The following is a 24,053-nucleotide window of genomic DNA, read 5'->3' as shown; positions in this document are numbered from 1 at the left end:
GGGGTATGCGAGTCCGGTTCGTGCTCTCGCAGATCGGGAACGGTCTGCGGCGCAACATGGCCATGGCCACTTCCGTGGTGCTCGTGACCTTCATCTCGCTCACCTTCGTGGGTGCGGCGATCCTGCTGCAGATGCAGGTCGCGAACATGAAGGACGACTGGTACGACAAGGTCGAGGTCTCGATCTTCCTGTGCCCCGTGGACTCGTTCGCGCCGACCTGCGCAGGAGGTGAGGTCACCGAGGACCAGGTCCAGGAGATCCAGGCGGTGCTGGGCTCCGAGGCGCTCAGCGACTACGTGGACGAGATCTACATCGAGACCCAGGAGGACGCCTTCGCCGCGTTCCAGGAGCAGTTCGGCGAACAGGACTGGGCCCAGCGCATCACCGTCGACCAGATGCAGATGTCCCTGCGCGTGAAGCTCGTCGACCCCGAGTTGTACCAGGTGGTCGCCGACGAGGTCGCCGGCCGGGACGGCGTCGAGGAGGTCGTCGACCAGCGGACCATCCTCGAGCCGTTGTTCCTGATCCTGAACCGCACCACGGTGATGGCGGCCGGACTGGCGGCGCTGATGATCATCACCGCGATCCTGTTGATCACCACCACGATCCGGCTGTCCGCGATGAGCCGCAGCCGGGAGACCTCGATCATGCGTCTGGTGGGCGCGTCCAACCTGTTCATCCAGCTCCCGTTCATGCTGGAGGGGGCGATCGCGGCGCTGCTCGGCGCCCTGCTCGCCATCGGTGGTCTGTGGCTCGGGGTCCGCTACATCGTCGAGGACTGGCTCGCCGGCACGGTCCAATGGGTCAATTTCGTGTCCACGTCCGACGTCTGGCTGGTGGCGCCGATCCTGATCGGGATCGGAATCGCCCTTGCCGCCATCAGTTCACTCGTTACCCTGAGTCGATACACGAAGGTCTGAGGCCCAATGCTGAGCACTCCTCCGCCCCACCACCGTGTGCGTCGACCCGCCCGCACCGTATGGCGCGCTGCCGTCTCCGCGGCCCTGGCCCTCGTGGTCGGGGTCGTGGTGGTCGCGGGACCCGCGGCGGCCGACGAGATGGACGACCTGCAGGATCAGCAGGACCAGAACGCGGCCGAGCGCGAGCAGCTCGCCTCGGCACTCGAGGGAACGGACGCCGAACTCGCCGCCACCTACCTGGCGCTCGCGGACACCAACTACCGCCTTCCGATCGCGGAGGCGGAACTGGTCGCCGCGAACGCCGAGCTCGCCGCCGCCGAACGGCACCGGGACTCGGTGCAGTCCCGCCTGGAGATCGCCCAGGGCCAGCAGGCGGACCTGCTCGCGGAGATCGCCGACGGTGAGGCCGAGATCGTCGAGACCGAGGGTGCGATGGGCGAGGTCGCCCGGTCCGCCTACCGTGGCAACGGCTCGGTGAGCGCCCTCGCCGTGGTCCTGGACGCCACCAGCACCGAGGAGTTCGCCAGCCAGTACTCGGTCATGAACTCCGCACTGCGGACCCAGAACCAGACGCTCACCGACCTGGAGAACCTGACCGCGATCAACCGGAACCGGCAGGTGCGCCTGGACGCCGTCGAGGTCCGGATCGGCGAGTTGAAGGTCGAGGCGGACGCTGCTGTGGCGACCGCGGAGGCGGCCCGCCAGACCGCGGCCGACCTGGTCGCCGAGATCGCCCAGCTGAAGGCGGACCAGGAGGCGCAGGCGGCCACGCTCGAGACCCTCAAGGCCGAGCAGGCGAACCGGCAGGCCGAGCTCGAGGCCGAGAACCAACAGATCTCGGCCGAGATCAACGCCCTCGCCGCCGAGCAGGCGGCCGAACGCCGACGTCAGGAGGCGGCCCTCGCGGCCCAGCAGCAGAACAGCGGCGGCGGCGGAGGCGGCGGGGGTGGGGCCGTGGCGCCCCCGTCCGGGGGGACGTTCATCCCGCCGATCTCCCGTTCGCTGCACGTCACGTCCGCGTACGGATACCGCGTCTACCCGATCACGGGCGGCTGGTTCATGCACAACGGTGTCGACCTGCGCTCGAGTTGCGGGGAGGCCCAGATGGCGTCCGCCGGCGGGCGCGTCATCGCCGTGCGCGGGGCGGCCGGCAACGGCACCCACGGCAATCAGGTGATGATCGACCACGGTGTGATCGGCGCGAGGTCCTACGTCACCGTGTACAACCACCTGTCCCGGTTCAACACGAGCGTCGGAGCACGCGTCAGCCAGGGCCAGGTGATCGGCTACACCGGCGCCACCGGGAACGTCACCGGGTGCCACGTGCACTTCGAGATCTGGCGCAACGGATCCACCGTCGATCCGATGACCTACTTCTAATCGCCTCGAACTCCCGCCGCCCGGTGTTCTACCCTGACGGTGCCACCGCCGACCGGTGGCACCCGAAGGAGATCGCAACACCATGAGTAACGCAGCCAAGGGCGCGAAGAAGAAGGCCTCGGCCGCGAACGACCCCAAGACCTCGAAGGTCGTGGTCGCCCGGAACAAGAAGGCCCGGCACGACTACCACATCGACGCCACCTACGAGGCCGGCATGTCCCTGACCGGCACCGAGGTGAAGTCCCTGCGGTCCGGCCGTGCCTCCCTGGTGGACGGCTGGGTCCACATCGACGGCGGCGAGGCGTGGCTCGAGGGCGTGCACATCCCCGAGTACGTCGAGGGCACCTGGACGAACCACACGCCCCGTCGCAAGCGCAAGCTCCTCCTGCACCGCGCGGAGATCGAGAAGCTGTCCGCCAGGACCCGGGAGAAGGGTCACACCATCGTCCCGTTGGAGCTGTACTTTCTCGGCGGCCGGGCGAAGGTGGAGATCGCGCTCGCCCGCGGCAAGCAGGAGTGGGACAAGCGTCAGACCCTGCGCGAGCAGCAGGACACCCGGGAGGCCCAGCGGGCGATGAGCCTGCGCCGCGCCCGCTGAGCCCGCCGGTGGCCGGTCAGTCCCGGATCTCGGTGCCGTCCGGCGCGATCACCCACCACACGTCCTGGACGGCCTGCCCGTTGACGTCGCCGGGCGCGGCGTCGCCGACGAACAGGTAGATCGGGCGGCCGTCGACGGTGACCTGGAACGACCCGTCCGCAGCGGGGATGGTGCCCACCTCGGCGCTGACCCCCTCGACGACCGGGGTCTCGGTCTCGGACGTGATCGGCGGCCAGTTCACCAGGCACTCGCCCTCACACGCACTGACCCCGGAGTCCGGTACGTCGTTGCTGAAGTAGTAGGCGGTCAGGCCGGCGCCGTCGACGATGACCTCGCCGAGCGAGGAGTCGGCCGTGCTGAGCTCGACATCGCCCATCGCCGCGCCGTCGTCGGCCTCGGTGGGTTCCTCGGTGGTCTCCTCCTCGCCGGAGGTGGTCGCGGTGTCGTCCTCCGGGTCGGCCGAGGAACAGGCCACCAGGGCGGTGCTCAGGGCACCGGCGGCCAGGGCGCTGATGAGGATGCGGGGGATTCCGCGCATGATTCGGACTCCTTCGTCGGGCCGGCCGCACGACAGCAGGTTGCCGCGGCACGCACCGGCGTTCACCTCGACAACGGGACCGGGCGGCCGCAGGTTCACTCGTCGACCGAATCCGTCGGAGACGAACCGAACTGAACCGATCCCGGCCCGGTCTCGTCTACGGGGTGAGGATCGCTCGCCACCGCCGGGCGACCGGGTCGATCATGGAAGGACACGGGCCATGCGTGCACGGACGATCGGAGTCATCGTGGTTGCTGGGGTGCTGGTCGTCGGCGGTGTGGCCTTCGGGCCGCGCCTGTACGCCGACCTGGCCAACCGCTCCGCGGCGGCGCCTCCCGAGCTGACCAGCGGCAGTGGGTCGGCCCTCGACCCGGCGGCGCTGGCCGGCGACTGGACCCTCGGGGCCGGCTCCTACGCCGGGTACCGGGTCCACGAGGTGCTCCAGGGCAACGACGCGAACGTGGTCGGGCGCACCGAGACCGTCGAGGGCACGCTCACGATCGCCGAGGGCGCCGTCACGGCCGCCGAGGTGATCGTCGACGTCGAGAGCATCGCGACCGACCAACCACCGCGGGACGCCTACTTCCGAGGGACCGCCATGGAGGTCGGCACGTTCCCGACGGCCACCTTCACGCTCACCGGTGCCGCGCAACTTCCCGACGGCGGAACGGACGTGACGCTCTCCGGTGACCTGACCGTGCACGGCGTCACGCGGCCGGTCCAGGTGGACGCCGCCGTCGCGCAGAGCACCGACGACGCGATCCAGGTGGTCGGTGCCATTCCGATCACGTTCTCCGACTACGGCGTGGGCGCTCCTGACCTCGGCTTCGTCGTGGTCGACCCGGACGGCGAGATCGAGTTCTCCCTGGTCTGGGAGCCGGCCACCCCATGAACCGCGAGACCGACCGATCCGACTCGGCCCTGCGGGCCCTGCACGAGGCACACGCCCCGGCGCTGCTCCGCTACGTCGTGTCACTGACCGGTGACGAGGCGTTCGCCCAGGACGTGGTCCAGGAAACCCTGGTACGCGCCTGGCGCCACCCGGAGATCATGGACCGCGACGAGGGACCGCGCCGGGCGTGGCTGTTCACGGTGGCCCGCAATCTCGTCATCGACGACCGGCGCAGCGCCCGCAACAACCGGGAACGCTCGACCGACCACCTGCCGGAGCGGTCCACCGGCGACGAGACGATGGCCGTCCTCGACTCCTGGCTGATCACCGAGGCACTACTGGGGTTGAGTCCCGACCACCGGGCCGTCGTCGTCGGCGCGTACTTCGGCGGCCGGTCCGTGGCCGATCTGGCCGCCGAGCTCGAGGTACCGCCGGGCACCGTGAAGTCCCGCATGCACTACGCGATGCGCGCGCTGAGGCTGGCGTTGCAGGAGAAAGGGGTGACCCAATGAATCCCGAGGGTACCGACCGCTACGCCGACTGGGACGGTGCCTACGTGCTGGGCGCGCTGAGCCCGACCGAGCGCCGGGAGTACGAGGCGCACCTCGAGGGTTGCCCCACCTGCCGCACCGCGGTGACCGACCTTGCCGGGATGCCCGGCCTGCTCGCCCAGGTCAGCGCCGAGGACGCCCGGACCCTGCTCGCCGACGACGCCGCGCCCCGGCCGGAGGCTCGGCCCGGCCCGGCCGGTGCGTCGCAGCACCCCGACGGACCCGGTCGGGCGATCCCGCTGCGCCCAAGGATCCGGCCGCCGCTACGCCATCGGGTCCTCGCGGTGGCAGCCGGGGTCGCGCTGGTTCTCCTCGGTGGGCTGGGTGGCCTCGCCCTCGCCCAGCGCGACCAGTCCCCGCCCGCGGAGGCCATCGACCTCGAACTGACGTCGGTGGCCGCCAGCGGCGTCACCGCGGACGTGCAGCTGGTGCCCAAACCGTGGGGTACCAGTCTCGGTTGGGACTGCAGCTACCCGAGCGGACCGTACCCGCCCGGCGCGGACGTCGTGTACACCCTCACCCTCGTGGACACCGACGGCGGCCGGACCGTCGCGGCGACCTGGTCCACCTCCGGGGAGGGCGCCAGTGGACTGAGCGCCGCGACGGACCTGCCCACCGAGGCCATCGTCGCGGTCGAGATCGGAGTCGCCGGGCAGGAGGATCCGCTCGCCAGCGGCACGCTCTGAGGCGACCCGGGCCCCGGGCAGACCTGCCCGTCGCGGGCGGATCGGCGCCGCCGGCGCCTCGTTACGATGGCGATCATGCCGGCCAACTCCACGATCGCTCAGCATGCACGTTCCGCCGTCGGCCCCCTGCTCGGCCTGGCCCTCGCCCTGGTGCTCGCGATCACCGCGCTGGCCGCCGGAGCAGCGCCCGCCCACGCCGACGATCAGGGCGACCGGGCCATCACCCGGTACGACGTGACCGCCACGGCGAACCCGGACGGCACGATCGACGTGATGCTGGACTTCGCGTTCGACTTCGCCGACACCCCCGGGCACGGGCCGTACCTCACGCTCGTCACCCGGCAGGAGATCGCCGACGACCCCGACCACTACCGCGTCCTGGAGATCACCGACGTGCAGGCGATGAGCCCCAGCGGGGCGCCCGCCGAGGTGCACACCGAGGACGACGACAACGGCCTCGTGATCCGGATCGGCGACGAGTCGATCGACGACGTCTCGGGTGTCCAGGACTACGTGGTCAGCTACACCGTGGCGGGCATCCCGAACTCCGGCGTCGGCGCCGGCGGGGAGGACGAGATCTACTGGAACGTGATCGGCTCCGCCTGGGAGATCCCGCTGGAGGACATCTCGGTGTCGGTCGTCGCGGCGGCGCCGGTCGTCGAGGCGGACTGCCGGGTCGGGGACGTCGGCTCGCGGAACCGGTGCGAGTCGTTCACGGTCGACGGCGGATCCGCCACGTTCACGCAGGGCCGGCTCGAGCCGGGCGAGGGCATGAGCGTCATCCTGGCCTACCCCCCGGACAGCTTCGGGGGAGTGCAGCCGATCCTGGCGCCGCGACGCACGCTCTCGAACTCCCTCGGCGTCGACGGTCCGGCGGGGATCGTCGCCGGGGTCGCCGCCGTGGCCGGTCTGGCTCTCGTCGCGGTGCGGGCCCGCCGGCGCGGCCGGGACCGGGAGTATCTCGGCCTGACGCCGGGCCTGGCCCCGACCTCCGTCGACGACGGCGGAACCGGTCCGCGCCGCAAGCGCCCGGTCGCCGTGCAGTTCACGCCGCCGCAGGGCGTGCGGCCCGGCGAGGTCGGCACGCTCACGGACGAGGTCGCCGACCCGCACGATGTGACGGCCACGATCATCGACCTCGCCGTGCGCGGCTACCTGACCATCGAGGAGATCCCGGCCGAGGGCAAGGACGAACCCGACTGGCGGCTGATCCGCACCCCCGACCGGGACTGGACCGGACTGGCCGACTTCGAGGTGACCCTGCTGCGCGGCTTCTTCCCGCACAGCTCCGCCCAGGAGACCACCCTGACGGCCCTGAGCAGCACCTTCCACGAGGTGATGGCCGGCGCCCAGCAGGACCTCTACGCCGAGGTGGTCTCGCGGGGCTGGTTCGCCGAGTCCCCGCAGCGAGTCCGCAACCGTTGGATCGGCCGGGGCATCGCGGCCATGGTGCTCGGCATCTTCGCGACGCTGTTGCTCGGGCTGCTGCTCGGGCTGGCCGTGCTCGGGCTGCCGCTGATCGTCGTGGGCATCCTCACGCTCGCGCTGAGCCGGTCGGCGCCGGCCCGGACCGCAGCCGGCACCGCGGTGCTGGCGCAGGCGCTCGGGTTCAAGCAGTACCTGGAGAAGGCCGAGGCGAACCAGATCCGGTTCGAGGAGGGCGAGGACATCTTCTCTGCGTACCTGCCGTTCGCGATCGCGTTCGGGGTCGCCGAGCGGTGGGCCGCCCTGTTCAGTGAGCTGGCCGCGCAGGGCGCTCCGGTGCCCCAGCCGACCTGGTACATCGGCCCGCACTACGCCGTCGGGACCGCGTTCTGGGCCTCCGGGTTCGCCAGCAGCATCAACTCCTTCAACGACATCGCGACCACCGCGATCGCGGCGACACCGGCCTCCAGCGGAGGCTCGGGGTTCTCCTCCGGCGGCGGCTTCTCCGGCGGCGGCATCGGTGGCGGTGGCGGTGGCGGTTGGTGAGCCGCGGCGGTTAGCCTGGAAGCGGCCGACGGCGGACCTCGCCTCGGCCTCGGTCGATCATGTTCAGGAGTCCTCCCGTGGCATTCGCCCTCCGTCGCCTTCCCCTCCGTCTCGCCTCCGGCGCATACCTGCTCAACTCCGGCGTGGGCAAGCTCGACCTGGACGCCGAGTCGGCCAAGGGCCTGCAGGCCATGGCCGTCAACGCGATCCCGCAGCTCGGTGACCTCGACGCCGCGCAGTTCGGCAAGTATCTCGCCGCCGGCGAGATCGCCCTCGGCGCCGCGCTGCTCGCGCCGTTCCTGCCGAGCCGGCTCGTCGGCCTGGGCCTGACCGCGTTCGCGGGCGGGCTGTTCACGATGTACCTGCGCACCCCCGGTATGACCGAGGCGGACGGGATCCGCCCGACCCAGCAGGGCGTCGCCCTCGCCAAGGACGTGTTCCTGCTCGCCATCGGCCTCGCCCTGCTGCTCGACGGCGGGAACAAGCGGAAGGCGTGACGATGCGCCCGGCGGCACCGGCGCCGTCGGGCACCGGCGGGCTCGAACTGGGCTTCTACAGCTTCGGCGACACGATGCCGGACCCGCACACCGGTGAGCGCACGCCACCCGGGCAACGCCTGCGGGACCTGCTCGAGCGGGTCCGGCTCGCCGACCAGGTGGGCCTGGCCTACGCCGGCATCGGTGAGCACCACCGGCCCGAGTACGCGGTATCCGCCCCGGGCACGGTGATCGCCGCCGCGCTCGCGCAGACGTCCACGATCCGGGTGGGCAGCGCCGTGACCGTACTCAGCACCGAGGACCCGGTGCGGGTGTTCCAGCAGTTCGCCACCATGGACCAGTTCTCCGGTGGTCGGGTCGAACTGCTCGCCGGACGCGGGTCCTATATCGAGTCCTACCCGCTCTACGGCGCCGCCCTGGACGACTACGACGAATTGTTCGAGGAGAAGATCCGGCTCCTGCTCGCGCTCGATGCCGAGCACCCGATCAGCTGGTCCGGGCGGTTCCGCCCGCCGCTGTCCGACGCGGTGGTGCTGCCCCGGCCGCTCGACAAGCCCGGCCTCGGCGAGCACCTGCGGATCGGCATCGCCACCGGCGGCAACCCGGAATCCTCGGCACGCGCCGGCGAACTGGGCCTGCCGGTCACGTACGCGATCATCGGCGGGCGCCCCGCGGACTTCGCCCCGCTCGCCGACCTGTACCGGGACTCCTTCAACGACACCGGGCACGGCGCCGATGCGCGGGTCGAGGTCGCGGTGATGGGGTTCGTGGCCGATACCGACCCCGGAGCCCGTGACTTCTTCTACCCGTACTACCTGCAGACGATGCGGATGATCGCCGCCGAGCGCGGCTTCCCGGTACCGAACCGGATCACCTACGAGGCCACCGCGAGCCCCGGCGGGGCGTACTTCGTCGGTGCGCCGGAGTCGGTCGCCGAGCGGATCGTCGCCCTGCACGCGGTGCTCGGGCACGACCGGCAGGTGTTCCAGATGGACCTCACCGGGGTGCCGCAGCGGGAGGCCCTGCGGGCCATCGAACTCCTCGGCACGCGGGTGAAGCCGCTGGTGGACGCCGCGCTGGCGGGCCGACCAGTGGAAATAGATGCGAGCCCGACGGCGTTGGACGGGTAGACTGGTTCGGTCGGGTTCACGCGTGATCGAGTCCGGTGCTTGACAACTCAACAGGGGGGTGATCGGTTTCGACGACGGTTGTCGTTCCAGGAGAAGCGAGTCGAGGATGCAGGGTTATCTCGTAAACGCTCCTTGCAAACCAATAGGTGCCGATTCCAAGCGCACCGACTTCGCCCTCGCCGCCTGAGCGAGCGTAGAAGTCCGTCAGCCCGGGGTTGCTCTCGACCCGGTTCCTGGCGTCATCTAGAGAGCCACTGCTCGTAGCCTTCGTCACTGGGGCTGCGGGGACTTCTAAGTGACTGAGCCCGTCAGCGACTTGTCTGCGTGATCGCTGGGGCTGAGAAAATCTACTAGCAGACTGCACTCGGAGAAGTCCTGGTTCCGCACTGTCGGACGCGGGTTCGATTCCCGCCACCTCCACCGAGAAGCCCTCGGGACCGAAAGGTCTCGGGGGCTTCGTTGTGTGCAACCGGCGTCTCCCCGGTGCCACCCGCGCGTCACGGCAAGAAGTGCGCCATCGGCGCGGCGGGCCACTGGGAAATCGTCAGTCCCGAATTCGCGCGTCTGTGAGAATCGCCCACGTGCAGGAGGGCCCCTGTCGACCGTTGAAGCTGCCGGGCCCGTCCGATGGCATCATCTCGGCCGCTCTGCGGAAGTTGGTCTTGGAGAGGGAGCGGTTGACCTCGTTCCCGTCGCGGGTCACCCTCAGGTAATTGCCGGGCACCCCGTACGTGAACGCCAAGCCGGTGATCGTGTGGAACGTCCCTCCCGCGTGCCGCCGTATCCGCCGCCAGACTTCGTCGAAGTTGCCCATTCCGCCGCTGTCGCGTCCACTCCTTTTGCGACAGTAAGGGGCGCGCACGTCAGCGGACCTGGTGCACCTCGAACTGCATCCGCGGGTGCGCGTACGCCTCCTGGGACTCGACGATCCGTAGTTCGCGCTCCCCCGAGGCCAGGGTGTTCGAGAGCAGGTCGAACACGCTCGACGCCGTCGCGGCCAGCGCGTGGGCCGCTGACCCGGTGGTGCGGTAGTGCGCCGTGAACAGGGCGCTGGTGACGTCGCCGGAACCGTTCGCCTTGAACGGCAGGTAGGGCGTCTGGACGATCCAGGCGCCGTCGTCGTCCACGGCGAGCATCTCGATCGTGCCCTCCGGGCGATCGGGTCGCTCGACGCTCGTCACGAGTACGGTGCGTGGGCCCAGCCCGCGGGCCAGGTCGGCCGAGGCGAGCGTGGAGGACAGATCGTCCGGCTCGGTCCGGGTGAGGAAGCCCAGCTCGAACTGGTTCGGCGTGATGATGTCGGCGTGTGGGAGCACGCGCTCGCGGATCAGTGGGGGGATCGCGTCGGCCACGAAGCAGCCAGACTTCGCGTTCCCCATCACCGGGTCGCAGGTGTACGTCGCCTCCGGGTTGGCTGCCTTGACGCGTTGCACGGCGTCGACGACGACGTCCACGATGCCCTCGCCGCCGAGGTATCCCGACAGCACGGCACCGACCTCACCGAGGGCGCCGCGCTCCTCGATACCGGTCACGATGTCGCGGACGTCGTCCGGGGGCAGCAGTGGCCCGCGCCACGCGCCGTAGCCGGTGTGGTTGGAGAACACGACGGTGAACACCGGCCACACCTCGTGACCGAGTCGTTGGAGGGGGAACATCGCCGCGGAGTTTCCGACGTGCCCATAGGCGACCGAGGACTGGATGGAGAGGAACTTCATCCGCATATCGTGCACCCTCCCGGCCCCGACGCCGACCAGCTGCCTCCGCGGTGGTCGATCGCCACCCCTTGTCGCGCGGAGTGCACTGTGATTGCACCCAGGTCGCCTGCGTCCGGAGGGCTCGCAGGCCGAGCGAGCTTCGACACCCGGGGCCCGACCGGTCGTGCGCCTCCGCTTGGCCCGAGCGGAACGAACTCAACGGTCGACTGACCGACATGAGGGGGCCGTGGGTGCGCACTCGCGACCCTCAGCGGTGCCGAGCCGTCGTTCTCTGGCGGATCTCGGCTGACCCGTTGACCTGCGCCAGCGGCATCGCTACGGTGATATGAGAACAATCATAACAGTTAGTTGTCATTACATCTTCGAACCGCGACCGGCATCCCACCAGAGAAGTTCGGATGCGTGGCCCCGAGTCGGACCTCACCCAATGTGGAGCCCCCATGCTGCGCGTCCCCCGGTCATTGGCGGCGGTTCTTGCCGCTCTCGCCCTCGTGCTGTGCGGACTGACCGTCCCAGCAACTGCTGACCCGGGCGTGGTCGTGTACGTCGACGCCGCCAGTGGTGACGACTCGGCGCCCGGCACCGACCCCTCGGCACCGGTGCAGTCGCTCGATCAGGCACTCGCCACCGCTGCCTCGAACGGCGGTCGCGTGGTCCTCATGGGCGACTACCCCCTCGACGCCACGATCGTCGAACCCGCCCACACCGAGCCGATCCTCGTCACCAGCACGGACGGCGAGCAGACGTTCCCCGGGCGGCTGGTCTTCGGGGACACCCCGTTCATCGAATACAACCTCACGGGCCCCACGACCTTCGCAGACCTGATAGTGGTCACCTCGCAGTGGTCGGTCTTCGCCGCGAACTGGAACCCGATCACCTTCGGCGAGGGGGTCACGATGGTGAGCACCCCGAGGCCCAACGTCCGGCAGGTATTCGTGGTGGGCGGCTATCACGGGCCGTCCGCCGAGGACACCGTGCTCGACGCCGACTCGCACATCACGATCGACTCGGGGACCTTCTACAAGGTGGCCGGTTTCAGCAGGGGCAGGGGCGTCGGGACGCAGACGTACACCGGCACCTCGCACATCACGATCAACGGCGGCGTCATCCAGGAGGTCTTCGGGGCATCGCTCGAGAACCACTACTCGGGCAGCACCGAGATCACGATGACCGGTGGCCGCGTGGGCGCCCTGCACACGGCCGGAGACGTGACCCGCTACATCGTGGGCTCAGCCACGGTGGACCTGACCGGCGGCAACATCAACACGATCGACATCAACAACGTCGTCGAGGACGTCGACCTCACGCTCGACGGCGTCACCTGGGGCGCAATCCAGGCCGCGAACGCCTGGGGCGGGGAAGGTCGGCACCAGCAGATCCTCGCGTTCGCGCCGGTCCGGACCGTGCACTTCGCCGGGCAGTACTACACGGCGGAGCAGGTGGCGGCGCTGAAGGAGATCTTCGACGTCCTGGTCAACACCGCGGACGTCCGCGTCAGCGCTGGCGGCGACGGCACCGAGTGCAGTGCGCAGAACCCGTGCGGCAGCCTGGAGACCGCGCTCGGCCTGCTCGCGGCGGACGGCGGCGCGATCACCATCAGCGGCGATGTCGCCTGGGACGTGGACCCGGCCACGCTCGCCGACGGCGCAGGGCGGGTCTCCTTCGTCGGTGACGGTTCGGGGTCGATCACCTTCCCGGCCGACGTCGAGCTCACGATCGCTCGTGACGTCACCTTCTCCTCCCTCGAGCTGGCGAACGCCGGCTCGTTGGCGCTGCTGGCCGACGGCGTTGACCTGACGATCGGCGCTGGTGTCAGCGTGGCCGACGGCAGCCAGGTGAGCGTGGCGGGCATCAGCGACGGCGCCTCGGTCTCGATCGGATCCGGTGAGTTCGCCCGGGTGGTCGGCATCACCGGACTGACCGGTGACTTCGGGGGCACGACCGACGTGACGATCGCCGGCGGTGCGGTCGAGCACGTGTGGGCGGGTACGGACCAGCCGTACGCGGTGGCCGGTGCCCGGGTCACGATCGCCGGAGGCGAGGTCGGGACGCTCACCTCCTCCGAGGGCCGGGTCACCGAGACCGTGATGGCTCGTCTCCTCGAAGGCAGCGTGCAGGACGCGCTGCTCGAGCGCGCTGACGGCGAGGTCAGGATGCGCCTCGGCGCCACCGAGATCGGCGCGATCTCGATCGCGGGCTGGTCGGCCAGCGATGGCGCGGCGCGCGTCCTGGTGCGCCTGCCGGATGCCGATCAAGGAGTGCTCGACCAGATCGCGGGGGCGTTCGACGGCGTCACGGACGACGAGGTCGTGTACCTGTCCGCTGGCGGCGATGGCGACGGGAGCAGCCCGACCCACGCCGTCGGCGACCTGAGCACCGCGATCGCCGCGCTGTCCGGGGACGGGCGCGTCGTGGTCACCGACCAGTACACGGCCGAGGAGGGCTACGACGTCGACGACCACAGTGCGCACGTCGTCCTCACCACCCACGACGGCGACATCGACTTCGCTGCCGACGGCGGAGCGCTCCAGATCGAGGGCGCCCTGCGGCTGGGCGGGCCGACCACGTTCGAGAACCTGCTGCTGCAGTCCCCAGCCCTCGACGGCACCATCTACGGGATGGGTCACCCCCTGATCATCGGCGCCGCCGTCGAGACCGAGTTCACGCGCCGGGGCGAGACCTACCTCACCATCGTCGGCGGGAGCAATGACGCGGTGCCCGCACCGGTCACCTCGGTGACCGTCGAGGGTGGACGGTGGGCCGGCCTGCGCGGGGGTTCCGACAACACCGAGGCCACCACGACCGACGCCGACGTGACGGTCCAGATCGACGGGGGCACGTTCTCCGGGCCGGTCGTGCTCGGCCACCGGGGCGACGCGACGGGTGCGATCGAGGCCACGATCAACGGTGGAACCTTCATCCAGGGTCTCTACGCCGTCCTTGAGGGCGACGGCAGTGACTACGCAGCCGACTACGACGTGGACCTCACCCTGAACGGCGGCGAGTTCTGGTCGACGATCGCGCCGGCGAGGTCGCGCTCCACCGAGCTGTCCGGCACCTACGACCTCACGGTCACCGGCGGCGACTTCGGTCACCTGACCGACCTGCTCGGCCCGGACGCCTTCGCCGGAAACATGACGAGCGCACTGCACGTCGAGAGCGCGATCGCGGACGCAGCGCCGGAGGGGGAGCTGACCTTCACCAACCCACTGGTCCGTGCGGCCGACCCGTACATGTTCACCCACGACGGGCAGTACTACTTCCTGGCGACCTCCGGCACCACGATGGCGCTGCACAAGGTAGCCAACCCCTCGGACCTGTCCGAGTCCGTGGGGTCGGTGATCTTCGCTCCCGAGAACATGATCAATCTCTGGTCGCCGGAGATCCATCATCTGACCGCCGAGGACGTCGGCGAGGAGAACGCCGGGTGGTACCTATACCTGTCGGCGACCGACCCGGGCGATCCGGCCGCCGAGGGCCAGCGTCAGTACGTTCTCAAGGCGCTCGACGGTGATGACCTGCTGGGCCGCTGGGGTAACCCGGTCACCGGGGAGGTCAACGTCCCGCAGCGGATCACCAGCGAGAACGATCCCGACTTCAACACCGACGAGTTCGTCGCGGGTATCTCGTACATGAGGGTGGCCGGCGAAACGTTCATCACCTACGTCGTCGAGGACGGGCGTGGTACGGCTGACTTCCACCAGACGATCAACATGACGAGGATCGCCAACCCATGGACCTTCACCGGCGACCCGAGCATCATCACCAGGTCCGAGTACGACTGGGAGATGCACGGGTACGCCCAGTCCACCAGCGACCCGAACATGTGGTGGCCGAAGGTCGTCGAGGGTGGCACCGCCGTCTATGGGGATGACGGCGAGGTGTTCCTGGCGTACTCGGCCAGCGGCTACTGGACCATCTACTACGCGATCGGGTACCTGACGTACGTCGGTGGGGACCCGATGGATGCGTCGAGCTGGGTCAAGAACCCGACCCCGATCATGAGCCTGAACAGTGAGGTCACGGGCACTGGTACCGGCCCGAACTTCGTCGACCACGAGGGCACCAGCTGGTTCACGTTCCAGGCCCGCCCGGGTCCGGACACCCAGACGGCCAGGCACGCGTTCATCGAGCCGTACGTGGCGGATGCCGATGGCCTGTCGATCGGCGACGGCTCGGGGCACCCGGCGCCGCTGTCCACCGAGTACACGATGAGCGTCAACCCGATCCCGTTGAGCGAGAAGATCAGCGGCTTCACACCAGCCGACGACGTGCGTCCCGAGGTGTCTTTGACGTCGCCGAGTTCGGCAGGTCCGATGTCGACCATCGAGATCGAGGTGGAGGCGACCGACAACGTCGGGCTGGACCGGATCGTGGCGAACGTGTACACCGGCGGTGAGCTGGTGCAGAGCACGCAGAGCGCGGTCGATGGTACGACCTCCGCCACGCACACCGCGTCGGTGTCGTTGCCCGACGGCGAGTACACGATCCGCTACAACGCCCATGACCTGGCGGGCAATCTGTCCCGGACGTCCACGTTCGACATCACGGTCGACACGACCGCACCGACGGTGACGGTCAAGGAGGGCCCACAGTTCACGGTCGAGGGTGAGGACGGCTACGAGCGGGTCAGCTACAAACTCTACGACGCCGGCAGGATCGCGCGAGCCGTGCTCAACGGCACCGTGATCGATCTGGTCGACAACACCTGGTCGGACGTGAACTTTCTCGAGCCCGGCGTCGCGGGCGCGGTGGAGGGAGAGAACACGCTCCTGGTCTACGACGTCGCCGGCAACGCCGAGACGATCACCTTCAGACTCGGCTGAGCGGCCCCGCCTCCGGCCTGCGACCGCACGCGTCGGTCGCAGGCCGAGGCGCTTGCCAAGAGCGCACCCATTCGCGTTGGACTCAAATGTAAGCACCTCCAGACATTGACACAATCTATAGACCTAGAATAGACTGCCGTGAGCACCACAGAACGTGCGTCACGGCGCACATGGAAGCTGTCCGAACGAGGAGGTTTGACGGTGGTCATTGGCAATGGGCAGTTCAGCCGACGCGGTCTGCTGGGAGGCGCGCTCGGGCTTGCCGCGGGCGCCGGCGCGCTCACGGCGTGCGGCCCGAGCGACGGCAGTGGTGGCACCGGTGGCGGGCCGCCGGAGGACATGGGGTCTCCGGAGGAGGGCCGGCTCGTCGTCTGGGGCGGTGTGGCTCCCGAGGCGGGCCCGCAGGAGCTCGTCGACGCGTTCATGGCGAAGTACCCGGACATCGAGGTCGAGTACACCCGATTCGTCAACAACGCCGAGGGAATCCTCAAACTTGACACCGCGCTGCAGGGCGGCGTCCCGATCGACGTCTTCTTCTCCTATGGCACGGTCGACGTCGTCCGTCGCGCGCAGGCGGGCCTCGCCCTGGACCTCACCGACCTCGCAGGAGACGACGACCTGGCAAGCATCTTCGTCCAGGACGAGCCGATCAGCACCCTGGTGAACGGCAAGCTCTTCTCGATCCCGACGACGCACTTCCCGAACTTCGTCGTCATCAACCAGGATGCGATGGACGCGGCCGGGATCGAGATCCCGTTCGACTGGACGATCGAGGACTACCACCAGATCGCGCAGGAGTTCAAGAACTCCGGCTTCGACGTCGGCGCCTACAACGTGCCGCGGCACGCAGCCGTGGGGCTCGGCGGTGACTATCTCTACACGGAGGACGGGTCCGAGTCGAACTTCGACCACCCGCTCTTCCGGAAGCGGCTCGAGGACACCCTGGCGATGGAGGACGACGGCTCCATCTTCACCCAGGAGAGGATCACGGCCGAGGACATCGGTGGCTACGCGCAGAACTACTTCCTCGACGGTACGTTCGCGATGATGCTCGACGGCACGATCATCGCGCGCTACGTCAAGAACCTCGAGGAGTACCCGCACGACTTCCGTGTCACCTTCCGGCCCTACCCGAGCCTGGGCGCCGGCGAGCCGTACTTCAACCCTGGGGTGCGCGGCGACGACGTGCAGATCTCCGCCAAGTCGAACTACCCATCCGCCGCTTGGACGTTCGTGAAGTTCTGGATGGACGAGGGCGCCCCACTCGTGACCCCGTCCGGCAAGGTCTCTCCGTTCCAGTTCCAGGACGGGCCGAGCCCCGAACTCAACGCCGCCCTCTTCGGTGAGAACGCCGACGAACTGTTCGACGTCGAGTCCTTCGAGCAGACCTTCTTCACGGACGTCCCGCCGCTGTCCGTGAAGACCATCACCACCGCGTACACGGAGATCTCGGAGATCAAGTCGCAGATCGAGGAGGAGATCCGCCTGCGGAGCAAGTCGATCGACGACGGTCTCGAGGAGATGAAGACCCTGTCCGACGAGGCCATCGCGAGCTGGTCGTCCTGAGCGGGAACGATTCGTGACTGTAGTGGAGAACGCGTCGACGTCAGGCCGCGCGGGCCAGGTCCCGCGCGGCCGGGCGCCGTCATCGAGGTCGGGTCCGCGGACGAAGTTGATCGACGGCTACAAGTGGTGGATCCCGTGGCTGTTCGTCATGCCGACGGTGGTGTGCGTGCTCATCTTCCTCGTCGTCCCGCTGTTCTCCGGGCTGTTCATCGCCTTCACCGACTGGGACGTCGTCTCCGGGCTGGGGGGCATCAGATGGATCGGGCTGGAGAACTTCCAGGAACTGCTCCAGGACGACATGTTCTGGTCCTCGACGCTGCGCACGCTGATCTACGCAGGCGTCGGGACACCGCTCACCATCACCGTCGGGCTCTTCCTCGGGCTGGCACTCAACCGCCCGATGCCGGCTCGCGGGTTGATCCGGGCGATCTTCTTCCTGCCGTCGCTGGTCAACGTCATCGCGGCGGGCACCGTGTGGCTGACGCTGCTCAACCCCACGTCGGGCATGGTCAACCAGTTCCTCCGTTGGATCGGCATCAGCGACCCGCCCGGCTGGTTCACATCACAGCAGTGGGCGCTCCCGGCCATCATCCTGATGTCCGTCTGGATCAGTGCGGGATACGTGGCGATCCTCATCATCGCTGCGCTGCAGGATCTGCCCACCGAGCTCTACGAATCGGCGAAACTGGACGGTGCCGGCACGATCCGGCAGTTCACGACCATCACGCTCCCGGGCCTGGTGCCGATCCTGACCTTCCTGCTGATCACCTCGTTCATCGGCAGGTCGCAGGGCTTCGGGCTCATCCAGTTCATGACCGGCGGCGGTCCCGGCGACTCGACGACCGTGCTCTCGTACTACATGTACGAGGCGGGGTTCCACCTGTACCGCTTCGGGTATGCCGCCGCCATCGGGATCATGAGCATGATGGCCGTGCTGGCGTTGTCCATCGCCCTCTTCAAGCTCCAACGCGGACGAGGTCTGTACACATGAGCAGGAGCACCCGATGAGCGCCGATGCCGCGCGGTACGCACCGCGCCCGAGCCTCGTGAGGCGCCAGCGGCGGGAGCGGATCGCCTGGCTCGTCCGCGGCCTCGTGATGGCGCTGCTCGCGATCGTCTTCCTGGTCCCGTTCCTGTGGATGGTGTCGTCGTCCCTGAAGCAGAACCTCGACATCTTCGAGATCCCGATCCGCTGGATCCCCGACCCCGTCGACTGGGGCAACTACCTCGACGTCTGGACCGGCGAGCGGTCCATGGTGCGCTACTTCAGCAACTCCACGATCGTCGTGGTCGCGACCATCGTCGGCGAGCTCGCCGTCGTCACGCTCGCGGGCTACGCGTTCGGGCAGTTGCGGTTCAAGGGCCAGAACGTCCTGTTCATCGCATTCCTGGCCACGTCGATGGTTCCCGCCCAACTGATGCTGGTTCCGCGTTTCATGTTCTTCCGCGAGCTCGGCCTCTACGACACGCTGTGGGCGCTGATCCTGCCTGGGCTGGCTTCGGTGTTCGCGACGTTCCTGCTCCGCCAGCACTTCGCCTCGGCGCCGCGCGAACTGGGCGAGGCCGCCCGGATCGATGGTGCCGGGGAAGGGCGGATCTTCTGGTCGATCTATCTCCCGATGGCGCGGCCGGCTCTGGCGGCCCTGGCGATCCTGATCTTCGACTCGACGTGGAACGACTACGAGAGTGCGCTCATCATGATCACGGACGAGGCGAAGTACACGGTGCCCCTGGGGCTGACGCGGTTCATGTCCGAGGACGGCACGGTGTCGATGGGTCCCGCCATGGCCGGATCGGTCTCGTCGCTGATTCCTGTGCTCGTCGTCTTCCTGATCTTCCAGCGCCACTTCCTGCGGTCCATGGCCCGCGTCGGCCTCCGCTGAACCGCACCGAGAACGGACCCACGATGACAATCGATGCTTCCGCACGGCAAGGAGTCGGCACGCGCTCCGGATGGGAGGCGGTGCACCTGACCACCGAGAGCCTCGAGGTCGTCGTGATCCCGGGCAAGGGTGGCGACGTCTGCTCGATCCGCCAGCGGGCCACCGACGTCGAGCTGTTGTGGACACCGCGCTGGGGTCTGCGCCCGCCGACAGCCCTCCCGCTGCCCGGCGCCCCGGACGCGCTCGCGCTCGACCGCTCGGGCGGGGGCTGGAACACGATGTTCCCGAACGCCGGGAGGGCGTCGGTCGAGTACGGCGTCGACTGGGGCTTCCACGGCGAGACGTGGCTCGCGCCGTTCACCTGGGAACTCGTTGCGGGCGGCGTCCAGATGACGACGGCGCTGGCGCGCAGCCCGTTCATCGTCACCAAGACGGTGGTCGCTGTGGGCAACGAGGTGACTGTCGCCGAGTCGGTCGAGCATGTCGGCGCACGTCCGATCGACGTGCTCTGGTGCCAGCACCCGGCCTTCGGCGAGCCGTTGATCGGCCCGGCCACGACTGTTGAGATGACGGGGTGCGTCGTGCATCCGGACATGCCGGACGACGTCCTGCCGAGCGCGGCACCACCACGGTGGCCGGCGCACACAGAGGTCGATGGGTCCGCCGTCGACCTCGCCAGGCTGGACGCCGCAGGCAGCGGCGGTGCACGGCTCGCGTTCCTCGGTTCATTCGACGACGACCACGTGCGCGCCCGCATCCACAACCCGGAGATCGGGCTCACGGTCGAGCTGGCCTGGAGGCGGGAGGACTTCCCGTTCGCCTGGTACTGGTACGAGTCGGGCGGTCGGCAGGACTACCCGTGGTTCGGAGCGGCTCACTCGCTCGCCCTGGAGCCGGCGTCCGGATACCCCAGCGGTGTGCGCCGCGCCCGTGAGCTGACCGGGACCGAGCTCACGATCCGGCCTGGCGAGACCGTGACCAAGGCAGTGACGATGCTGGTCACGTCGTCGCGCCAAGACGAGCACTGAGAGGTGGCAGCGCTGTGCATGTGCTGAAGAACGCCGACAACTCATTCGGCCTGCGCGTAGGGGGGCCGGGAGCAGTCTCGGCAGAGCAGGCCGCGCCGCTGCGTGTCGCCGTCTGGGATGGCCGGACCGACTCCGAGCCCATCGCCCTGTGCGGAGGCTATGACGCCCTGCGCGGCACCGGCGGAGAGTGGCTGGGCACCGGTCGCCTCGACACACCGAGCGGCGCGACCCTGCGGTTCACGGACCGCTGGACGGAGGCGGAGGACACGCTGCGGCTGCGCCGTGAGGTGCGTGTGCACGGCGATGCCCCGGGCGGGTTCACGAGCGTCGCCGCGATGCGGGTGGTCGGAGCCGAGCCGTGGCCGCAGATGGAGTGGTTCGCGCCCGGCATGATCTACGGCAACTTCGACCACATGCGCGACAACTCCTTCGGTGCAGGCAACTACTACGAGCCCGGCAACTACACGGTGTGGATCCGTGAGGACCGGATGCCCGCGCCGCTGCTCGCGACCCGGCTGCCCGACGGCGCGACGTTCGCCGTCCTCAACTCAGCACCGGACGGCCGGACGAACGCGGAGGAGGGACAGAGCTTCTCGCGCGAGCCCATGGTCGGTGAGGAGTTCGCCTTCGGCGCGATCCTCGCGGAGGAGCGGCCGGACGGCACGACGCTGGGCTACGCGATGCCGGGCTCGGAGGGGACGTTGAGCTACGGCCCGAAGGGGGGCGGAGAACATGGCGCGACTGCCGAGCAACGGTGGCGGCACCGGTTCAGCCCGCTCACGAACGGGTTCACCCAGCGCTACGAGGTGACGTTCCGGTTCGACCGGGCAGCCGACACCACCGAACTGATCACCAGCTCGTGGCGATGGGCATGGGGTGTGCTGGACCCGCGGCCGAACCCACAGGACATCGAGACCATGCGGTCGACCATGGTGGACGTCCTCGCGGAGAACTTCGTCGAGGTCGAGGATGCGGTCGGCGGCAACCGTGCCGGCGTGAAATTCGTGATGCCGGCCATCCCCGGGGGCAAGGAGCATCCCGACTCGAAGGTCATCCTCGGGTTCACCGGCTATGCCCTGGGCTCCGCCGAGATGATGCTGGTCGAGGCCGCCCGCGACCCGGGATCGGAGCGCAGCAAGGGCCTCGTGCGGGACGCCGAGAAATGCATCGACGCATTCCTGCGCCGGCCGGTCGCCCCTCCGCTCGACGAGGGGTTCATGCTGCGATCGGGCGTCCCCGCTGTCTCGACGTGGCCCACAGGGCGCGAGGTCACGACCGAGCAGGCGATCTACCTGCGCAGCTTCACCGACGACATGAAGTCGCTGCTGCGGGCGTGCGAGCGCGAGGAGCGGGCGGGCCGGGATCGCTCGGACTGGCTCGTGTGGGTTCGCACCTTCGCGGACTGGCTGTTGACCCAGGAACAACCCGACGGCGGGTTCCCTCGCTCCTGGCGTGCGTTGTCCGGGGAGTTGCTCTCGGCGTCGACCACGGGAACGTACAACGTGGTCCCCTTCTACGCGCAGCTCTATCGGATCACGGCGCACCAGCCCTACCGTGAGGCGGCGCTGCGTGCGGGTGAGTTCGCGTGGAGCTCCGGGGGTCACGCTCGGGGTCGCTTCACCGGCGGCACGATCGACAACCCCGATGTGGTCGACAAGGAGGCCGCCACCATCGCGTTGGAGGGCTACCTCGCTCTGCATCACCTCACGAACGAGGGGGCGTGGCTCGAGCGTGCCCGCATCGCCGCGGACGTCGCCGAGACCTGGATGTACATCTGGGACGTCCCGATGCCGCAGGACGCGTGCGACGACGAGCTGCACTGGAAGCGCGGGACGCCGACGGTCGGCATCCAGCTCATCGCCACGGGTCACTCGCTGAACGACGCCTACATGGCGTGGGACGTCGAGAGCTACGCGCGGCTCGCGAGGGAGACCGACGACCTTCACTACCTGGACGTCGCGCGCATCCTCCTGCACAACACCAAGGCGATGGTCGGCACCCCAGAGGATCATCGCGGCACACGCGGGCCCGGGTGGCAGCAGGAGCACTACTGCTTCACGCTCGCACGGGGGTTCGGGCGGCACCGCGAGTGGCTGCCGTGGGTCACGGTCAGCCACCTGCGCGGCATCAACGACCTGATCGACTACGACGCCGGCCTGTACTCCGAGCTCGCGGGCGAGGCTTGACCGGCCGCGGTAGTTCAGAACGCGTCGTCGAGCATGGCGTCGATCGCGCCGTCGATCGACTGGCCGCCGTCGACCGTGATCGTCTGGCCCACGATGAAGCGGCTCTTGCGCTTGTCAGCGAGGAACAGGGCGAGCTCGGCGATGTCAGCAGGCTCGCCGCCGCCGCCGAAGGGGATCTTGCGGTTGAAGGCGTTGAGATCGCGTTCTGAGTAGCGGTCGAGCGCCTTCGTGTGGATCAGCCCCGGCGCGATGCAGTTGACGTTGATGCCGTGCGAGATGAGCTCGACGCCGAGCGACTTGGTCAGCATGTTCAGTCCCGCTTTGGCGGCGGAGTACGGGAGTGCCTTGCGGCGCACCCAAGTGACGTCACCATGGATCGAGGAGATGTTGATGATGGCACCGGCGATCTCCTGCGCCACCATCGCCCGCGCCGCGGTCTGCGCGCAGTAGGCGGCCGCGCTCAGGTTCAGTGCGATCTGACCGTCCCAGTACGCCGTCGGCATGTCGAGGAAGCCGCCCGGTGGCATCCGCAGCGCTCCACCGGCGTTGTTGACGAGGACGTCGATGCGTCCGAAGCGGTCGACGAAGCGCTCCACCATCGCCTGGGACTCGGCGACGTCGGCGACGTCCGCCGGGACGACCTCCGCCTCGACGCCCAGCTCCCGGCACTGCGCGGCTACGTGCTCGGCGTCCGCACCGGACGACCGGTGGTTGATGCCGACGGCGTAGCCCTCGCGGGCGAACGCCAGCGCGCAACCGGCACCGATTCCGCGTGAGGCTCCGGTGATGAGGGCAGCCTTCATGTGTGCGTTCTCCTGTCCGCTTCCTGATAGGCGACAACTGTGTGCATCGGGAGGAACAGCTTCGCCGGCTCGACGCCGCCGACCGCGCTGACCAGTGCCCGCGCGACCGTCTGTGGGTCGGTGACGCCGGCTGCCGCCATCCCGGCCACGAACCCGCGGTCGTGCTCGTAGCAACCGATGCAGGTCGCGAGGAACTGGCGGGCCGCGTCTTCGCCGACGGCGACCTCACCCAACGGCAGGTAGGGATGCCCGCAGACGATGTTCTGCACCGGGAGCGTGAGCAGCCGCCGCAACGACGACAGGTAGCGTGCCGGGTCGAACAACAGTGCGCACCCTTGCGACGTCGTCCCGTTCAACTGGAGCGAGTCCCCCGTGATCAGCGTGCCCGTGCGGACGTCGAACAAGCAGCAGGCATCCGTGTCATGACCGGGCGTGTGGATCGTGCGCAGTGGACCGATCATGTCGCCGTCGTCGAGCAGGCGGTCCGGTGTGACGCCGTCGAGCACTGGTGGCGGAGCGGCACTGTGCTCCGGGAACCTCGCGCGGATCTCGCGGCTGTACGCGAGAGGTTCGCGTATGCGGGCATCCGACTCACGGAGCACCGCGACCTTGATCGACGGCGCGAGCTCGCGCATCCGGGCGAGGCCGCCGACATGGTCGCCGTGGATGTGGGTGGCGATCACCCACCCGATGTCGGAGAGGTCCATTCCGAGTTGCGCGAGAGCCGGGACGATCGTCGAGTCCACTGTCTCGCCCAGGCCGCCGCTGTCGACGAGGATCGGTGGACCGTCGCCGAGGACCAGCGTCACACCTGTCCAGACGCCCGTGAACGGGACCCTCAGCAGGAAGACGTCCCGCACGATCTCTGTGAAGGGTTCCATGG

The 24,053-nt window shown here is 69.0% G+C and carries 20 protein-coding genes and 1 other RNA gene; 16 read left to right on the top strand and 5 right to left on the bottom strand.

Annotated features, from left to right (window positions below):
* Window positions 1-5: 5 nt before the first annotated feature.
* The 3 genes from ftsX to smpB all read left to right on the top strand — a co-directional run bounded on the left by ftsX (window position 6) and on the right by smpB (window position 2,898).
* The gene (ftsX, locus tag EXU48_RS04295; protein WP_133106348.1) at window positions 6-920 is read left to right on the top strand and encodes a permease-like cell division protein FtsX; all 915 of its coding nucleotides are present in this window, start codon (window positions 6-8) and stop codon (window positions 918-920) included.
* A gap of 6 nt (window positions 921-926) precedes the next feature.
* The gene (locus EXU48_RS04290; RefSeq protein ID WP_133106347.1) at window positions 927-2,300 is read left to right on the top strand and encodes a peptidoglycan DD-metalloendopeptidase family protein; all 1,374 of its coding nucleotides are present in this window, start codon (window positions 927-929) and stop codon (window positions 2,298-2,300) included.
* Between the two features lie 82 nt (window positions 2,301-2,382).
* Window positions 2,383-2,898: an SsrA-binding protein SmpB gene (smpB, locus tag EXU48_RS04285; protein ID WP_133106346.1), complete on the top strand. Its 516-nt coding sequence runs from the start codon at window positions 2,383-2,385 to the stop codon at window positions 2,896-2,898.
* A 16-nt stretch (window positions 2,899-2,914) separates the two neighbouring features.
* On the opposite strand, the gene EXU48_RS04280 is transcribed toward smpB, so the two are convergent.
* Window positions 2,915-3,436, bottom strand: a complete 522-nt coding sequence (locus EXU48_RS04280) for a COG4315 family predicted lipoprotein (RefSeq protein WP_133106345.1) — start codon at window positions 3,434-3,436, stop codon at window positions 2,915-2,917.
* Window positions 3,437-3,656: 220 nt separating this feature from the next.
* Between EXU48_RS04280 and EXU48_RS04275 the strand changes: the two genes are divergently transcribed.
* The 7 genes from EXU48_RS04275 to ssrA all read left to right on the top strand — a co-directional run bounded on the left by EXU48_RS04275 (window position 3,657) and on the right by ssrA (window position 9,586).
* Window positions 3,657-4,328 carry a YceI family protein gene (locus EXU48_RS04275; protein ID WP_133106344.1) on the top strand — a complete coding sequence of 224 codons (672 nt, stop codon included), beginning with the start codon at window positions 3,657-3,659 and terminating at the stop codon, window positions 4,326-4,328.
* On the top strand, window positions 4,325-4,840 hold the full coding sequence (locus EXU48_RS04270; RefSeq protein ID WP_133106343.1) for a sigma-70 family RNA polymerase sigma factor: 516 nt from the start codon (window positions 4,325-4,327) through the stop codon (window positions 4,838-4,840). Before EXU48_RS04275 ends, EXU48_RS04270 begins: the two co-directional genes overlap by 4 nt.
* Complete coding sequence (locus EXU48_RS04265) at window positions 4,837-5,565, top strand: zf-HC2 domain-containing protein (RefSeq protein ID WP_133106342.1); 729 nt, start codon at window positions 4,837-4,839, stop codon at window positions 5,563-5,565. The genes EXU48_RS04270 and EXU48_RS04265 overlap by 4 nt, the downstream gene beginning before the upstream one ends.
* A 75-nt stretch (window positions 5,566-5,640) precedes the next feature.
* Complete coding sequence (locus EXU48_RS04260) at window positions 5,641-7,536, top strand: DUF2207 domain-containing protein (RefSeq protein ID WP_165962677.1); 1,896 nt, start codon at window positions 5,641-5,643, stop codon at window positions 7,534-7,536.
* A gap of 77 nt (window positions 7,537-7,613) precedes the next feature.
* Window positions 7,614-8,033 carry a DoxX family membrane protein gene (locus tag EXU48_RS04255; protein WP_235856823.1) on the top strand — a complete coding sequence of 140 codons (420 nt, stop codon included), beginning with the start codon at window positions 7,614-7,616 and terminating at the stop codon, window positions 8,031-8,033.
* 2 nt (window positions 8,034-8,035) lie between these two features.
* Complete coding sequence (locus tag EXU48_RS04250; RefSeq protein ID WP_133106339.1) at window positions 8,036-9,163, top strand: LLM class flavin-dependent oxidoreductase; 1,128 nt, start codon at window positions 8,036-8,038, stop codon at window positions 9,161-9,163.
* Window positions 9,164-9,217: 54 nt separating this feature from the next.
* Window positions 9,218-9,586: a transfer-messenger RNA gene (ssrA, locus tag EXU48_RS04245) on the top strand.
* A gap of 121 nt (window positions 9,587-9,707) precedes the next feature.
* Here the strand turns inward: ssrA and EXU48_RS04240 are convergent.
* Entirely contained in the window at window positions 9,708-9,977 is a 270-nt protein-coding gene (locus EXU48_RS04240; RefSeq protein ID WP_133106338.1) for a hypothetical protein, read from the bottom strand.
* Between the two features lie 49 nt (window positions 9,978-10,026).
* Window positions 10,027-10,878, bottom strand: coding sequence for a pyridoxal kinase PdxY (gene pdxY / locus EXU48_RS04235; RefSeq protein ID WP_133106337.1), 852 nt, complete (start codon window positions 10,876-10,878; stop codon window positions 10,027-10,029).
* A 440-nt stretch (window positions 10,879-11,318) separates the two neighbouring features.
* Here pdxY and EXU48_RS04230 point away from each other — a divergent pair, with 440 nt between their 5' ends.
* The 6 genes from EXU48_RS04230 to EXU48_RS04205 all read left to right on the top strand — a co-directional run bounded on the left by EXU48_RS04230 (window position 11,319) and on the right by EXU48_RS04205 (window position 22,367).
* The gene (locus tag EXU48_RS04230) at window positions 11,319-15,704 is read left to right on the top strand and encodes a family 43 glycosylhydrolase (protein WP_165962676.1); all 4,386 of its coding nucleotides are present in this window, start codon (window positions 11,319-11,321) and stop codon (window positions 15,702-15,704) included.
* A 201-nt stretch (window positions 15,705-15,905) separates the two neighbouring features.
* Entirely contained in the window at window positions 15,906-17,270 is a 1,365-nt protein-coding gene (locus EXU48_RS04225; protein WP_133106335.1) for an ABC transporter substrate-binding protein, read from the top strand.
* Window positions 17,271-17,283: 13 nt separating this feature from the next.
* Window positions 17,284-18,261, top strand: coding sequence for a carbohydrate ABC transporter permease (locus EXU48_RS04220; RefSeq protein WP_133106334.1), 978 nt, complete (start codon window positions 17,284-17,286; stop codon window positions 18,259-18,261).
* A 13-nt stretch (window positions 18,262-18,274) separates the two neighbouring features.
* A complete protein-coding gene (locus EXU48_RS04215; RefSeq protein WP_133106333.1) occupies window positions 18,275-19,153 on the top strand; it encodes a carbohydrate ABC transporter permease in 879 nt (292 codons plus the stop codon).
* A gap of 23 nt (window positions 19,154-19,176) precedes the next feature.
* Window positions 19,177-20,181: an aldose 1-epimerase gene (locus tag EXU48_RS04210; RefSeq protein ID WP_133106332.1), complete on the top strand. Its 1,005-nt coding sequence runs from the start codon at window positions 19,177-19,179 to the stop codon at window positions 20,179-20,181.
* Window positions 20,182-20,195: 14 nt separating this feature from the next.
* The gene (locus tag EXU48_RS04205; RefSeq protein WP_133106331.1) at window positions 20,196-22,367 is read left to right on the top strand and encodes a glycoside hydrolase family protein; all 2,172 of its coding nucleotides are present in this window, start codon (window positions 20,196-20,198) and stop codon (window positions 22,365-22,367) included.
* A 14-nt stretch (window positions 22,368-22,381) separates the two neighbouring features.
* On the opposite strand, the gene EXU48_RS04200 is transcribed toward EXU48_RS04205, so the two are convergent.
* Together EXU48_RS04200 and EXU48_RS04195 are read right to left on the bottom strand one after the other, a co-directional pair.
* Complete coding sequence (locus EXU48_RS04200; RefSeq protein WP_133106330.1) at window positions 22,382-23,170, bottom strand: SDR family NAD(P)-dependent oxidoreductase; 789 nt, start codon at window positions 23,168-23,170, stop codon at window positions 22,382-22,384.
* Window positions 23,167-24,051 carry an MBL fold metallo-hydrolase gene (locus EXU48_RS04195; protein WP_133106329.1) on the bottom strand — a complete coding sequence of 295 codons (885 nt, stop codon included), beginning with the start codon at window positions 24,049-24,051 and terminating at the stop codon, window positions 23,167-23,169. Before EXU48_RS04195 ends, EXU48_RS04200 begins: the two co-directional genes overlap by 4 nt.
* Between the last annotated feature and the right edge of the window lie 2 nt (window positions 24,052-24,053).

Source organism: Occultella glacieicola (assembly GCF_004353825.1).
Lineage (GTDB): Bacteria > Actinomycetota > Actinomycetes > Actinomycetales > Beutenbergiaceae > Occultella > Occultella glacieicola.
Note: the sequence above shows the minus strand (reverse complement) of the source record. Positions and strands in the feature narration are given on the sequence as shown.